General features: G+C 69.8%; 12 protein-coding genes. 5 read left to right on the plus strand and 7 right to left on the minus strand.

Features of this window, described 5'->3' with window-relative positions; genetic code table 11:
• The first annotated feature begins 59 nt into the window (after positions 1 to 59).
• Positions 60 to 788: a CPBP family intramembrane glutamic endopeptidase gene (locus tag ACT4MF_RS07865; RefSeq protein ID WP_444682309.1), complete on the plus strand. Its 729-nt coding sequence runs from the start codon at positions 60 to 62 to the stop codon at positions 786 to 788.
• A gap of 13 nt (positions 789 to 801) precedes the next feature.
• Here the strand turns inward: ACT4MF_RS07865 and ACT4MF_RS07870 are convergent, their stop codons facing one another.
• The gene (locus ACT4MF_RS07870) at positions 802 to 2,091 is read right to left on the minus strand and encodes a DNA double-strand break repair nuclease NurA (RefSeq protein ID WP_444682308.1); all 1,290 of its coding nucleotides are present in this window, start codon (positions 2,089 to 2,091) and stop codon (positions 802 to 804) included.
• Positions 2,092 to 2,256: 165 nt separating this feature from the next.
• Here ACT4MF_RS07870 and ACT4MF_RS07875 point away from each other — a divergent pair, with 165 nt between their 5' ends.
• Positions 2,257 to 4,197 carry a methyl-accepting chemotaxis protein gene (locus ACT4MF_RS07875; protein WP_099254488.1) on the plus strand — a complete coding sequence of 647 codons (1,941 nt, stop codon included), beginning with the start codon at positions 2,257 to 2,259 and terminating at the stop codon, positions 4,195 to 4,197.
• Between the two features lie 36 nt (positions 4,198 to 4,233).
• Here ACT4MF_RS07875 and ACT4MF_RS07880 read toward each other — a convergent pair whose 3' ends face one another.
• Together ACT4MF_RS07880 and ACT4MF_RS07885 are read right to left on the minus strand one after the other, a co-directional pair.
• Positions 4,234 to 4,668, minus strand: coding sequence for a DUF7993 family protein (locus ACT4MF_RS07880; RefSeq protein ID WP_444682307.1), 435 nt, complete (start codon positions 4,666 to 4,668; stop codon positions 4,234 to 4,236).
• The gene (locus ACT4MF_RS07885) at positions 4,668 to 5,189 is read right to left on the minus strand and encodes a DUF2240 family protein (RefSeq protein WP_099254486.1); all 522 of its coding nucleotides are present in this window, start codon (positions 5,187 to 5,189) and stop codon (positions 4,668 to 4,670) included. The genes ACT4MF_RS07880 and ACT4MF_RS07885 overlap by 1 nt, the downstream gene beginning before the upstream one ends.
• A 155-nt stretch (positions 5,190 to 5,344) precedes the next feature.
• Between ACT4MF_RS07885 and ACT4MF_RS07890 the strand changes: the two genes are divergently transcribed.
• Entirely contained in the window at positions 5,345 to 6,229 is an 885-nt protein-coding gene (locus ACT4MF_RS07890; protein WP_444682306.1) for an aldo/keto reductase, read from the plus strand.
• An 8-nt stretch (positions 6,230 to 6,237) separates the two neighbouring features.
• Positions 6,238 to 7,020 (plus strand): class I SAM-dependent methyltransferase, encoded by a 783-nt coding sequence (locus ACT4MF_RS07895; RefSeq protein ID WP_444682305.1) that lies wholly within the window; start codon positions 6,238 to 6,240, stop codon positions 7,018 to 7,020.
• 40 nt (positions 7,021 to 7,060) lie between these two features.
• Here ACT4MF_RS07895 and ACT4MF_RS07900 read toward each other — a convergent pair whose 3' ends face one another.
• Entirely contained in the window at positions 7,061 to 7,900 is an 840-nt protein-coding gene (locus ACT4MF_RS07900) for an ion transporter (protein ID WP_444682304.1), read from the minus strand.
• Between the two features lie 140 nt (positions 7,901 to 8,040).
• Positions 8,041 to 9,504, minus strand: a complete 1,464-nt coding sequence (arcD, locus tag ACT4MF_RS07905) for an arginine/ornithine antiporter ArcD (protein ID WP_099254482.1) — start codon at positions 9,502 to 9,504, stop codon at positions 8,041 to 8,043.
• A gap of 222 nt (positions 9,505 to 9,726) precedes the next feature.
• On the opposite strand from arcD, the gene ACT4MF_RS07910 reads away from it, so the two are divergent.
• A complete protein-coding gene (locus ACT4MF_RS07910) occupies positions 9,727 to 10,713 on the plus strand; it encodes an NOG1 family protein (protein ID WP_099254481.1) in 987 nt (328 codons plus the stop codon).
• A 79-nt stretch (positions 10,714 to 10,792) separates the two neighbouring features.
• On the opposite strand, the gene ACT4MF_RS07915 is transcribed toward ACT4MF_RS07910, so the two are convergent.
• Both ACT4MF_RS07915 and ACT4MF_RS07920 read right to left on the minus strand, forming a co-directional pair.
• Positions 10,793 to 11,551: an SIMPL domain-containing protein gene (locus ACT4MF_RS07915; protein WP_444682303.1), complete on the minus strand. Its 759-nt coding sequence runs from the start codon at positions 11,549 to 11,551 to the stop codon at positions 10,793 to 10,795.
• Positions 11,552 to 11,642: 91 nt separating this feature from the next.
• Entirely contained in the window at positions 11,643 to 13,781 is a 2,139-nt protein-coding gene (locus ACT4MF_RS07920) for a formate/nitrite transporter family protein (protein ID WP_444682302.1), read from the minus strand.
• Positions 13,782 to 13,897 lie beyond the last annotated feature (116 nt).

A 13,897-nucleotide genomic window follows, 5' to 3' on the forward strand; every position in this document is an offset into this window, starting at 1 on the left:
CCGGTCGCGGACCGTTTCCTTCCGGTGCCGATAAACCGCCGCGAGTCGTATCGCCGTCGATGAGCGAGTCGCCTCCCGAGCCGGTGAATCGGATTCTTCGCGTCGTCAGCGCCGCGTTCGCGGTCGTCTTCGCCCTCCTCGTCGCGAGCGCGGTGACCGCGCCGGTCGCACAGGTCGCGGTCTCGCTGGGGCTCGTCGCCGAGGAGACGACCGGGCTGCAGGTGTTACAGACCATCCTGCAGTTCGCCGGGTTTCTCGCCGCGGTCGGCGGCTACCTCGTGGTCACCGACCAGCGCGAGCTCGTCGGCGTCTCGCGGCCGACGCTCCGCGAGGCGGGGATCATCCTCGGCGGGGGAGTCGTCCTGTTCGCGTTCCAGTACGGCGCCCTGTTCGCGCTCGATCAGGTCGGGCTCACGACCGGCCAGAACCAGGCGGTGGTCCCCGCGGGCGACCCGGTGACCTACTACCTCGCGATGATCACCGTGTCGCTGCTCGTGGTCGGACCGGTCGAAGAGGCGCTGTTCCGCGGCGCCGTGCAGGGCGGGCTCAGGCGGGCGTTCGACGCCACCCCGTCGATTCTGCTCGCGAGCCTCATGTTCGGGTTGGTCCACCTCCCCTCCGTCTCCGGGACGACGGGGCAGCGGTGGGCCTACGTCGCCGTCGTCGTCGTGCTCGGGGTCGTGCTCGGCGTCCTCTACGAACACACGGAGAACGTGCTCGTCCCGGGGCTGGCCCACGGCGTGTACAACGCCGTCATCTACGTCGTGTTGCTCGCGCAGGCGCTCTGAAGCGCGGGAGCGGTCAGTACGGCTCCTTCCCCCACCGCCGGTCGTCGTAGGTCGCCTGCTGGTCGCTGTCGAAGCGCTCCTCGAACTTCCGCCGGAGCGCCGCCTTTTCCGTCGCTGAGATCCGCGCCAGCTCGTCGGCCTTGCCGACCGCCTCGGGCGGCCCGCGGGTGGTCGCCACGTCGGCGAGGACCTGCCGGGTGAGCCGCTCGCGCACCGAGTCGTCGCGGGCGAACGCGTACGGCGTCTCAAACTTGTACGTCACGTCGGTCCGGGGGTCGTACACGACCATGAACGCCGGCTCGTACAGCTCCGGGTCGAGCTCGCGCTCGATCCCGAGGGCGTCGCCGTCGGCGGCCATCGTCGCGTCGGCGCCGCCCCGGCTGCGGAACCACGTGGTGAAGGTGAGTTCGTCGTCGACGCGGGCGGGGCGGCCGCCGGGAGCGTCGCCGGGGGAGTCGCCGCCGCCCCCGCCGCCGTCCTCGCGCCGCTCCAGGAGCCGGGTGAAAAGCGCCGTGTCGTCGGGCCACGGCGGCTCGACGCCCTTCCGGGCCAACGATCGGACGATCGTCCCGCTGGAGGGGTTTTTGACGAAGCCGGCCAGCGGCACGTCGCGCTCGACGAACCGCTCGACGAGCCGGACGTACTTCTCGACCACGGCGCGGGGTTTCGCCTCCCGGGCGAGCGCGCCGAGTTCGGGGTTGCGGTCGTCCCACGTGAACAGCTCTTTGGGGTAGATCGGGCCGTCCAACACGAGCAGGTCGTCGACCCGATCGGCGTGATCGAGCGCGTGGGTGCCCTCGGCGAGGTATAGGGCGAGCGCGTGGACGACGCCCTCCGCGTACCGGTTCACCCGCGGCGCGTGAAGCACGCGCTGACGGGTGTGACCGTCGTCGCGCTTGCGCCACTCGCCGTCGAAGTTCGCGGTCGAGTCGCCGGCGTGGACGGTCGCGACGATCGTCCGGTCGCGGTGGAGGTCCAGGTCGCTCGGCGCGCTCGCCATCGCGGCGTGGGCCACGTCGACGACGAGCCCGTTTTTGAACGTCGTCGGGTTGATCGTGCCGGAGTCGAGCCCGTGGACCGTCTCGAACGGGCGGTCGGTGAGCGCGGCGTCGTCGATGGGGGCCCGCCGGCGCTCGTGCTCGTCGACGGGCTCGATCACGACCCGGCCGTCGCGGCGGAGCTCGGGGAGCCAGTCGCGCCACACCCGCCCCGCGAGGTCGTCGTGATCGGTCGTGTCCACGTCGCCCGCGATGCCGTACGCGAGCTGTGCGATGTTCTCGACGTGGATCGGATCGAGCGTCACGGCCGTACCGGGGTGCGGAGGGATATAAAATACGTCGGCTCAGGTGGACGCGAGGCGGGGCCGGCCACTCATCTGTGCCCGGAGCGGCGTTCGAGCGGCGAGCGACGGTATCAGGGGTAATATTCGGAGGGTGTAATCTTTTAAACGGCACGACGAGCGTTTAGTATGGCTGAATCAACGGTCGGGTCGAGCGGAGAGAGCTACGGCCCGTCGACCGCCGCGGGAGGCGGCCCGTCGGGGCCGGTGGCGAAGGTGAGAGAGGTGCTCAGATACGTCCCTGACGGCACGTCGATGCCGAAGGAGATGTGGGCGGGGCGCCACCGAAACATCCTGCTGTCGATCCTCGTGCAGGTACCGTTTCTCATCGCGTTAGGGCTGTACAGCGGGACCGAGTCGATCACCGGTGCGCAGATCCCGGCGACGCCGACGTGGATGCTCGGCGGGTTCACCGCCGTCATCATCGGGACGGCGGCGCTGGCGAACTGGTCGCGGTTCGGGCGCCGGACGCGGACCGTCCTCGCGGCGTTTAGCCTCATGACGGTCTCGATGGCGCTCGTCAAGCTCTCGGGGGGGTACATCGAGGCTCACTTCAGCTTCTTCGTCTTCGTCGCGGTGCTCGCGCTGTACGAGGACTGGCTCCCGTTCGCGGTCGGCGTCGGATACGTCGCGGTCGGGCACGGCGCGTTCAGCCTGATCGACTCCAGTCTGGTGTACAACCACTCCGCAGCGATCGAAAACCCGGTCATCTGGGGCGGCATTCACGCGTTCTTCGTCCTCGGGCTCGTGGGCGCGCTGATGATCAACTGGTACTCCATCGAGAAGTCCCGCGAGGAGGCGCAGCGGCAGCTCGACCTCGTCGCCGAGCAGAAGTCGGAGATCCAAGACGTCGAGGAGGCGAAGGCGGAGGTCGAACAGCGCCGCCGAGAGGTCGAACGGCTGAACCAACACCTCGAAACGAAGGCCGACGACTACAGCGCGACGATGGATATCGCCGCCGACGGCGATCTCACGGTCCGGTTGGACGCCGAAAGCGAGAGCGAGGCCATGGAGCAGATCGGCGCCGCGTTCAACCAGATGATGGACGACATCGAGGCGACGATGCGCGACGTGCAGTCGTTCGCCGGCGAGGTGTCGACGGCGAGCGGGAAGACGGTCGAGGGCGTCGAAACCGCCGAGGCGCGCAGCGAGGACGTTCGCCGCTCGATCGAGGAGATCGCGGAGGGGGCCGACGACCAGCGCGAGATGTTAGAGCAGGTCTCCGGCGAGATGAACAACCTCTCGGCGACGATCGAGGAGGTCGCTTCCTCGACGGAGACGGTCGCCGACGCGGCCCAGCAGACGGCCTCGATCGCCGACGAGGGGCAGGACACCGCCGGCGAGGCGATCGACAGCGTCCGGGAGTCGCAGGACGCGATCGGCGAGACGGCGGAGAAGGTGCGGGTGCTCGACGAGCGGATGGAGGATATCGGCGAGATCGTCGACCTCATCGGCGACATCGCCGAGCAGACGAACCTGCTCGCGCTCAACGCCAACATCGAGGCGGCGCGGGCGGGCGGGAGCGGCGGCGGGAGCGACGGGTTCGCCGTCGTCGCCGACGAGGTGAAACAGCTGGCCGAGGAGACGCAGGAGGCGGCCCAGGAGATCGAGGAGCTCATCGCCGGGACGCAGGCGCAGACGCAGGCGACCGTCGGGGAGGTCCGGACCGCCGAAGAGCACATGGAGGAGGGCGCCGAGGCGGTCGGGGACGCCGCCGACGCGTTCGCCGAGGTGGCGGCCAACGCCGCGGAGACCGACGACGGGATCCGCGAGATCAGCAAGGCGACCGACGATCAGGCCGCGAGCACGGAGGAGACGGTGTCGATGGCCGAGGAGGTCGCGGGGATCAGCCGGGCGACCGCCGACGAGGCCGACGAGGTCGGCGCGGCGGCCGACGAGCAGCTCGCCGCGATGTCGCAGGCGACCGCCGAGGCCGGTTCGGTCGCCGAGCAGGCCGAGCGGCTCCGGGCGCTGCTCCGGAAGTTCGAGGTCCGCAGCGGGTCGGTCGACGACCCGTCGGCGTCGGGATCGCGCAACGTCGCCATCGGCGACGGCGGACAGAGCAACTGACGGCGACCGCGAGAACCGCGTCGACGTCCCACCCCGCTACCCGCTTTTCCCGACCGCGTCGACGACCGCTTCGAACACCGGGAGCACCCGTTTCACCTGGGCGCCGTTCTCGACGAACACCAGCGTCCGGGGCGGACGGACCGCCTTCGGCCTGACTCGTAACCCCTCACCGCCGGCGGCGTCGGCGACGACCTCGGGGATGTCGGTGGCGTCGCTCCCGTCGTCTCTCCCGACCCCGCCGACGAACTCGACCCGGAGCCGGTCGGGCTGGACGTACGCCTCGGCGACGAGGTCCGCCGCGCTCCCGCCGTCGCGGACCACCCTGTACGCGAGCGCCCCGTCGGGCGTCGGCTCGGCGTCGGGGTCGGCGTCGGACAGGGCGAGGTCCCGCAGGCGCCCCTCGTTGCCGGAGATCTCCGAGGCGAGCAGCTGGCCGATCCGGACCCCGTCGGTCAGGCGCTCGTCGACCATCACTCGGCCCCCGGGGCGCCGGTCGTCGCGCCGGTCCCCGCGTCCGCGTCGCTCGGCGTGTCGTCCGCGTCGCCGGCGGCGGCCAGCTCCTCGCGGACGTCCGCCGCGAGCTGGTCGACGGCGGCGCCGTGCTCCTTCGCGAAGAGGACCGCGGCCGCCTCGATGCTGATCGCGAGCGAGCGCTGGCGCTCGTTGATGCCCGCGACCGCGCGCTGCTTCTCGACGCCGGCGGCGACGATCGCGTCGAGCGCCGTCTCGAAGGTGGACTGCTCCCGGAGGATCGACTCGTCGGGGGTGAACCCCTCTGGAACGGTCACGTCGGCGGGGTCGAACCGCGCGACCAGGTCGCCGTCCTCCTCGGCCACCAGCCCGCGCCCGACCGCGACATCGACGAGCCGCTTCGCCTGATCCGGCGAGAACCAGTCCCGATCGAGCGACAGCGCGACGACGAACTCCCCCTCACCCAGCCGCTCCGTCGCTCGCTGTTTGAAGGGCACGGCGACGGCGACCTCGAGGCTCATGTACGGACGAGGGGGCGTCGACGGCGGTAAACCTACCGGACCGCGGTCCGAGAGCGAGGGAGTGTGAGGCCCGGAGCGGGGTCGACGCCCGTCGCTCGCGATCGAGACCCGCGCCGCCGACAACCGTTATGCCGCGCCGGCGTGATGGCGTACGCATGCAGACCCGCTCGCTCGGCGACACCGGCCACGACAGCACCGTCATGACGTTCGGTGCGATCGCGCTCAACTGGCTCGAACAGGAGGGCGCGAATCAGCTGGTCGAGCACGTGCTCGACTACGGCGTCAACCACGTCGACGTGGCCCCGACGTACGGCGACGCGGAGCTGAAGCTCGGCCCGAAACTCCGCCAGCACCGCGAGGAGATATTCCTCGGCTGTAAGACACAGGAGCGGACCTACGAGGGCGCGTGGCGCACGCTCGACCGATCGCTGAACCGTCTCGGCGTCGACGCGATCGACCTGTACCAGGTCCACGGGCTCGAGTACGACGAGGAGCTCGACGCGATCACGGGCGACGACGGGGCGCTCGCGGCGTTTCGTGAAGCCAAAGAGCAGGGGCTGATCGACCACATCGGGCTGACGAGCCACGGCCACCCGGACCTCGTCCTCGACGCGCTCGACCGCATCGACGACCTCGAGTCGGTGATGTTCCCCCTGAACCCCGTCGTCGCCGGGAAGGACGACGACGAGCACGACTACGAGGCGGTGCTCGCCCGCGCCGACGAGCGGAACGTCGGCACGCTGGGGATCAAGGCGTTCGCCGGCGGCACGTGGCCGTCGACCGACGAGCTCCCCGAGTCGGACCGACCGTTCGCGAACTGGTACCGACCGGTCACCGCGCCGGACGAGGTCCGCGAGCGCTTCGACTTCGCCGCCGCACAGGGGCTCACCAGCGTCGTCAGCGCCGGCGATCCGAAGCTCGTCACCATGATCCTCGAGGCCGCCGCCGGCTACGACGGGATGGACGAGGCCGCCCGGCGGTCGCTGATCGAACGGGTGCGCCACGACGAGAGCCCGGTTCCCGAACAGCTGCACCACTGAGCGCGACGATGAACGTGCCGGAGACGGTCGCGACCGCGCTCGACGACCGGGAGGTTGCCGGGACGCGCTGTCTGGAGGCCGGTGCGGGCGCCGGGAACGCGACCGCCGGACTGCTCGCGAACGGTGCCGCTCGGGTGTACGCGGTGACCGACGACAGCGAGCATGCGCGGACGACGCGGCGGCGCGTGGGTGACGTGGGTGACGACACCGACGACAGCGGGGGCGGCGACAGCGATGACACCGACGACGGAACCGACAGCCGCGACGACCGGCTGGCGGTGGTGGAGGCCGACCTCCGCGCGGTCCCGCTCCCCGACGGCTCCGTCGACCTGATCACGGCACACGGTCTCTGTAACGTCCTCGACCCCGCGGCGCTGTCGGCGGTCGCCGAGGAGTTCTCGCGGGTCGCGGCCGCCGGTGCACGGCTCGTCGTCGACGACTACGACCCGCTCCCGGACGGCGCCGCGATTCGCGAGCTGTTCGCCGTCGAGAACGCCGCGTCGGAGTTGGCTCGCGGCCGTCCGGCGCTCACCTTCTACCCGGCGGCGTTCCTGCGGCGGCTCTTCGCGGGGCGCGGCTGGGAGTTCGAGCGGGAGCGGACGCTTCTGGAGCCGGTACCGTGGACCGAGAGCCACGTCGCCGCCCACGCCGACGAGGCGGTCTCCATGGCCGCGGAGTGCCCCGAGGGGGCGGGTGACGCGCTGGCGGCGGCCAGCCGTGGTCTCGCGAGCGAGATCGGGTCCGAATCGGTCGGTCGGATGTACAGTCTCGCGTTTCGGCTGCCGAGGTGACGACCGCCAAGATGGGGGCGCGTCGAAGCCGTTCAGTTTGCTAGCTGCTGTCGTCGTACTCCTGGTAGATCACGTGTCCGCAGGCCTTACAGTGGGACGCGTCGGCGTCGTGGTGGTTGAGCCCGCAGTTCGGACAGGTGGCATCGACCCTGTCTCGGGAGGTCCACTCGCGGACGATTCGCCCGGCCTGCCAGGGGATGAGGAGGATCCCGGCGAGGATAGCGCTTACCGTCACCCACCGACCGCCGGTCGTGACGGGCGTAATGTCACCGAATCCGACGGTGGTGAGCGAGACGACGGTGTAGTAAAAGGCGTCCCCGAAGGTGCGAACGCCGGGGTTGACGACGTGCTCGGCGCTATAAAAGATCCCTGCGGTAGCGAACAGCAGGACGAAAATGGTGAGCACCAACTCCCCGGCGCGGAGCGTCTGCGCCTCGACGGTGCCGAAGAAGAACTTCTCGTCTTGGGTGAACCGGTAGAAGCGGAGCACCCGGACGATCCGAGCCACGCGGAGGAACCCGAGTTCGAAGGTGACGGGGCCCGGCAGCAGCAGCACCGACAGCGTCGGAAGCACCGAGAGCAGATCGATCACCGTGTGGGGGTTGGTGAGTTCTTCGAAGCGGTCCTCCGCGCCGTAGAGTCGCAGGACGTACTCGACCAGAAACACGCCGGCGATACCGACCTCCAGACGCCACAGCAGCGCGTCAGTCGCCGCGGTGTGAGGATAGGTCTCGACGACGAACACCAAGATGAACAGGAGATTCAGCGAGAGCAGCGCGATGTCGATCGCCTTCCCGATCGGCGTGGTGTGGTCGAGCAGATAGAACCGCACCACCTTGCGCGGGGTGTCCTCCCGCAGAAGCGGGGACTGAAGCTCCATACCGAATCAACGGAATCCCCCGATATTAGAGGGACTGGTCGGTACACGCCCGAGTGGGTGGTCAGAGCGAGGCCCTCGAGAGCAGAGGTGGACCGTCGAGAGCAGGGGCGATGCGTCAGCTGACCGCCGCCGTCGACCCGTCAGTCGTCGTCGGTCGCCGCGGGCGCCGTCGCCGCGGAGCCGACCTCCGCGTCGGTCGGCGTCGCGTTCAGGCTGTAGCCGGTCGCGGCCATCGCGAACAGCACGAGCGGCGAGAGGAACGCGAACAGGAAGTACGGCGCGTACTCCAAGGTCGGAACGTCGGTGGCGCCCGCCATGAACACGGCGCCCGCGTGCCACGGGATCAGCGCGCCGGTCGGGGTCCCGGCGGCCTCGACCGCGCGTGAGAGCTGATCGGTGTCCAGGCCGAACTCGTCGTAGGTGTTCCGGAGCGTGACGCCCGGAAGGACGATGCTCATGTACTGCTGGGAGGTGAGCGCGTTGATGAGGATCGCCGAGACGCCGGTCCCCGCGACGAGCGCGCCGGGACTGCGCACGGCGGAGGTGAACGCGTGCGCGATCACCGCGAGGACGCCCGTGCGCTCCAGGATGCCGCCGAGCGAGAGCGCGGCGACGACGACCGTGATCGTCCACGCGGAGCCGGTGAGTCCGCCCGTATCGAGGAGTTCGTTCACCGTCGTGGAGGCCGACTCCGGCCCGGTCCCGGACATGAATATCTCCCAGGCGGCGACGAAGCCGGTCCCCTGGAGGAGGATCGTCGTGAGCGCGCCGGCGAACACGCCCGCGACGAGCGTCGGGAGCGCGGCGTACCCGCGCAGCGCCAGCCCGAAGGTGACGACGAGCGGGACGAAGGCGACGACGGTGATCGCGTACGTCTCGGTGAGACCGCCCTGGATCGCCGCGATCTCGCCGGCCGGGATGTCGCCGCTCGTGCGGAGACCGAGCGCGGCGAAGCCGAGGACCGCGAGACCGAAGGCGATCGCGGTGCCGGTCCGCATCCGGCGGATGTGTCCGTACAGGTCGGTGTTGGTGACGCCGGCCGCGAGGTTCGTGGTGTCGGAGAGCGGCGACTGCTTGTCGCCCGCGTACGCGCCAGAGAGGACGGCCCCGACCGTCATCGGTGCCGGGACGCCGAGCCCCGCGCCGATGCCGACGAAGGCGACGCCGAGCGTCCCGACCGTGGTCCACGAGGAACCGATGGCGAACGCGACGATCGCCGCGAGGACCGCGGCAGCGGGGAGGAACGTCGTCGGCGAGAGGACCTCCAGCCCGTAGTACATCATGCTGGGGATCGTGCCGGCGCTGACCCACGTCGCGATCAGCCCGTAGATGGTGAAGATGATGAGGATCGCCTGCAGCCCCATCACGAGGCCGTTGGCGATGCCGTCGAAGAGGTCGTCCCAGTCGTAGCCGAGCCACAGCCCGAACGCGCCGACGAAGGCGATACTCCAGAGGAGCGGCGGGTGCGGGTCCAGTCCGAGGACGGCCGAGCCGATGCCGAGGAACGCCACGATGGCGAGGACCGGGACCAGCGCCGCCGCCAAGCTCGGGCGACGGTCCGGGTCGAGATCCTCGTACGTCGTGGGCGTGAACGAGCGTGCCATGGCCGATTGTATTCCTTTGAAGCATAAATATGACTCGGAATATGAGCCAATAGTATAACGATCGTTCATCGTCGTTCGCGGTCGGCGGGCAGGGCCCACCGCGATCGGTGTGCCCGTCGGGGAGCCGGCGGCGCCACCCGCCGCGTCCGACCGTGTGCCGCCGTATCGCGGGGATCGCCGAACGGACGGTCTTATACGGGTCGGCGGTCAAGTCCGGGCAACATGATATTTGAGGGCCTCCCGACGACCCCCCGCTCGGAGGAACTCGTCGACAAGGCGTTCTCGCGGGCGGCGCGCGCGGGGCGCGCCAAACACGGACACGAGGCGCAGGAGTCGATGCTGCGGACCGCCGGCAACGTGCTCTCGGACAACCTGGAGAACGTCGTGGTGTCGTGGCCCGACTTCGGCTTCGACGTGGAGCCGTTCTACTACGAGCTCGCCGACGCCATCGTCGACGTCGACCGGCTCCGGCAGGCGCTGTCGCAGGTGATGTGGGCCAGCCGGCAGATCGAGGACCTCCGCGACGAGTACACGACGAAGATCCGCAACTCCGACGTGGACACCGCGCGGAAACACCGGAAGCAGGCGTTCGCGCGCATGGCCGACGTGATGGACCAGATCGAGGACGACTTGCGGTACATCGGCGACTCGCGGGACCAGCTGAAGGTGCTGCCGGACGTCAAGCCGGACGAGCCCGCCATCGTGGTCGCGGGCTACCCCAACGTCGGCAAGTCGTCGTTCGTCAACCGGGTCACCCGCGCCTCGAACCAGATCGCGGAGTACCCGTTCACCACGAAGGGCGTCCAGATCGGCCACTTCGAGCGGGACCACATTCGCTACCAGATCGTCGACACCCCCGGCCTGCTCGACCGGCCCGCCGACGAGCGCAACGACATCGAGCGGCAGGCGGTCAGCGCCCTCGAACACCTGGCTGACGTGGTCGTGTTCGTGCTCGACCCCTCCGGCGACTGCGGCTACCCCCTCGGCGTCCAGCTCGAACTCCGCGAGGAGGTCCGCGAGCTGTTCGGCGAGGCGGTCCCGTTCCTCACCGTGGCGAACAAACACGACCGCTTCGACGCGGTGCAGGCGGAGTCGGTCGACGCGACGATGAGCGTCACCAAAGACGAGAACGTCGAGCGCGTGCTCGACATGGCCGTCGAGGCCGCCGCGTTCGAGCCCGACCTCCCGACGCGCGACGGCGAGGAGTAACGACGGACACAGCGCGTCGTCGCCGCGGCTCCGCCGTCGACGCTTCTCAGTTAAGAAAAACTCCCGAGCGGGCGCCCGGTCAGGCCTGCTCGGCGACGTAGACGACGTTGACGCTGACCCGCACGCTCACGTCGCCCGTCTCGATACTGGTGGCGGCGCCGCCCGCCCCGTCGCTCTCGGTCGCCATGGCGGCGTCGGACACCCGGTACGGCGTCACGCCCGCGTTGGCGGTCGAGACGCTGTAGACGCCGGCCAGCTCGAGCTCGCTGGAGTTCGCGAGCACGGTGGCGTCGTCCTCGGCGCTCGCCATCGCGTTCTCGATGGCGGCGTCGCGGACCTCGCGCTCTCGCTCCTCGCTGAGTCCGAACGCGATCCGCTGGACCTCGTCGGCGCCGGCGTCGACGGCGACGTCGATGACCTCGCCGACCGCGTCCACGTCGTCGATCTCGATCGCGTAGCGGTGAACACCCTGGTACTCCGTCCGTTCGGGGTTGTCGCGCGTCTCGTAGGACTCCCGCACGTCGTACCGGTCGGTCTTGATGTCGTCCTCGTCGAGTCCCCAGTCGGTGAGCGCCGCGCGGAGCTCCTCGTCGCCGGCGGCGAGGTCGTCGCGGACGGCCGCCGAGTCGTCGCCGGTGGCGGTCACCGCGACGCGGATCGTCGCGCGGTCCGGCTCGGCCGTGGCCTCGCCGTCCGCGACCACTTCGATGTTCCGTTCGAGCGCCGGTTCGTCGCCCGCGTCGACGCCACCGACCCCCGTCGAGCCGGCGAGCCCCGTACAGCCCGCGAGCGCGACGAGCAGCGTGACGCCGATCGCAGTTACCAGTTTTCGGTTCATACCCGGAGCGTCGGCGGGTAGCATCAAATAAGGCACAGATAGGACAAAGAGCCGTTTGCGCTATCGGACGCGGCCGATCCGACGACCGCGATCAGGCGGAGCGACCCTCGTCGGCGTCGTCGCCCTCGTCGTCTTCGTCGCCGTCCGCCCCGCGGTCGTCCGCCGCTTCCGCGTCAGCATCGGGGTCGTCGTGGTCCGTGATCACCGCGGGCTCCGGCAGCGAGTCGTCGTCCGCCTCGTCGCCGCTATCGGCGTCTCTGTCACCGTCGTCGCTCTCGTCGTCTCCCGGAACGGAGCCGTCGAGCTCGGAGTCTGTCTCGTTCCGCCGGTCCGAGTCGCCGATCTGCGCTCCGCTCGACGCGTCCGGGTCGCGCTCCACGCCGCCGTCCGGCGGGCCGGACACCCGTCGCCCGGAGCCGAAGAGGCGCTCGCGGATCGTGCGCCGGCTGGGACGCTCGGCGAGCAGCAGCGAGCAGTCCACGTCGTTGACCACGTCGAGGTGAAGCGAGTTCGAGACGAGCCGCGAGAGCAGCCCCTTCTCGGTCGCGCCGATGATGACGAGGGAGTTGTCCGCCGCCTCCCTGGCGATGGCGTCCTCGACGTCGCCGCTGTCGTCGATGATCAGGTCGGCGCCCGAGAGCCCGTTTTCGGCGGCCCACGCGGTGAGGAACTCTTCGCCCTCCGGGCGGTTCTCGGGCCCGTCGACGACGTGGAGCAGGCTCACCGTTGCGCCCGCGGTCCGGGAGAGCACGCTCGCGACCTCCGCGCCCAGCCCCGAGTCCGGCCCCCCGGAAGTCGGGACCAGGATCCGGGACGTGTCGAGGTCGCTCTCGCTCAGGATGAGGAAGTCGCAGGGGAGCTGGTTGGTCAGCTCGTCGATCGGCCGCTCGGCGCGGGCCGCGCTCCAGAGCTGGTCTTCGCCCCACCCCATCAACACGGCGTCGGGACGGGTCCGGCGGGCCATGTTGAACACCTCCTCGAAGGAGCGGTGCGAGACGACCGTGGAGGTGGAGACGTCGACGTCGTACTCCTCGGCGGTCTCGCGGAGTCCGGCCATCCCCTCCTCGGAGACGTCGGCGATGCGACCGGCGCCCGCCGCCAGCGACATCCGCTCCGGCGCCTGCACGACGTGGACGATGTGGACAAGCCCGTCCTCGTGGTCGCTGGCGAGCCGGCTCGCGAGTTCGACGACGGGGCCGTCGGTTCGCGGGTTCGTGATGGGGACCATGATCCGGTATCCCTCGTTGGCGAACAGCGTCGCCTCCGTCGCGTCCAAGATCGGGACGTAGGAGCGGCCCGCGGCGCGACCGAGCACCCACTCGGGCACCGTGAGCCGGCGGGTCATCCCCTCGAAGCGCGCTTCCTCCAGACGCTCCTCGCTGGTCTGGAAGTAGTTCACCAGCGTCACCAACACCACCCCGCCGATGGTGTTCCCGAGCAACACCGGGATCACGAACCCGACGATCCCCGAGTAGAGGCTGATCTCAGCGCCGTACAGCGGGATGCTGTACTCGAAGAACAGGTAGAGCACCTCGGTGAAGGAGACGACGACGTGGAACAGGTCGCCGAGCGGGATCGCGAGGAAGGCGAGGTAGACGACGAGCATCCGGCTCACGGAGTCGGTCGAGGCGAAGCCGACCCAGACGACGCCGGCGACGATCAGCCCCGCCATCGCGGCCTTGAAGAACAGCGGGACGGCGCCGACTTTGAACCCGCCCTCGGAGATGTACCGCGCCGCGTCGACGGTGTCGCCCGTGAAGACGCCGCCGTACGACAGCACGAGCGCGCCGATACCGCCGCCGACGAAGTTGCCCGCGAGCACGATCGTCCAGTGACGCAGCAGCGTCGGGACGCTCGCGAGCCGCTCCAACGTCAGCGCCACCGGCGGCAGGGTGTTCTCGGTGTACAGCTGGTAGCCGCCGATGATGATGTAGATGAACCCGAGGGGGTAGAGAAGCACGCTCAGAATGGGGTTTCGGCCGGTCGCCGCCGTCAGCGACGCGTACAGCATGAACGTGATCGTGATCGCCAGCCCGGCGGCGAGCCCGCTGAAGAAGAGTTCGCGGCTCCCCGAGGTCACCTCCTCGTCCGCGGCCGCGATGATCCGCTGGAACACCTCGTCGGACGAGAAGCGGTCTCGGACGGCCTCGCCGACCGCCGGGGCGCCGCTCCGGGAGCGCTCGACGACCTCGCGCATGGAATCGTCGTCGGGTCGCTGTGAGTCAGTCACTGGCGGATCACTGTCGGCGGGATAAAAAGTAGTTCCTCTTTCGCCATGCGTGTGTAAAACGCCGGGTACAGCAAGGATATCTGAAAAGTTGGAAGACGTGTTCAAAAAGGCCGCTT

This window comes from Halorubrum sp. FL23 (genome assembly GCF_052439115.2).
Taxonomy (GTDB): domain Archaea; phylum Halobacteriota; class Halobacteria; order Halobacteriales; family Haloferacaceae; genus Halorubrum; species Halorubrum persicum.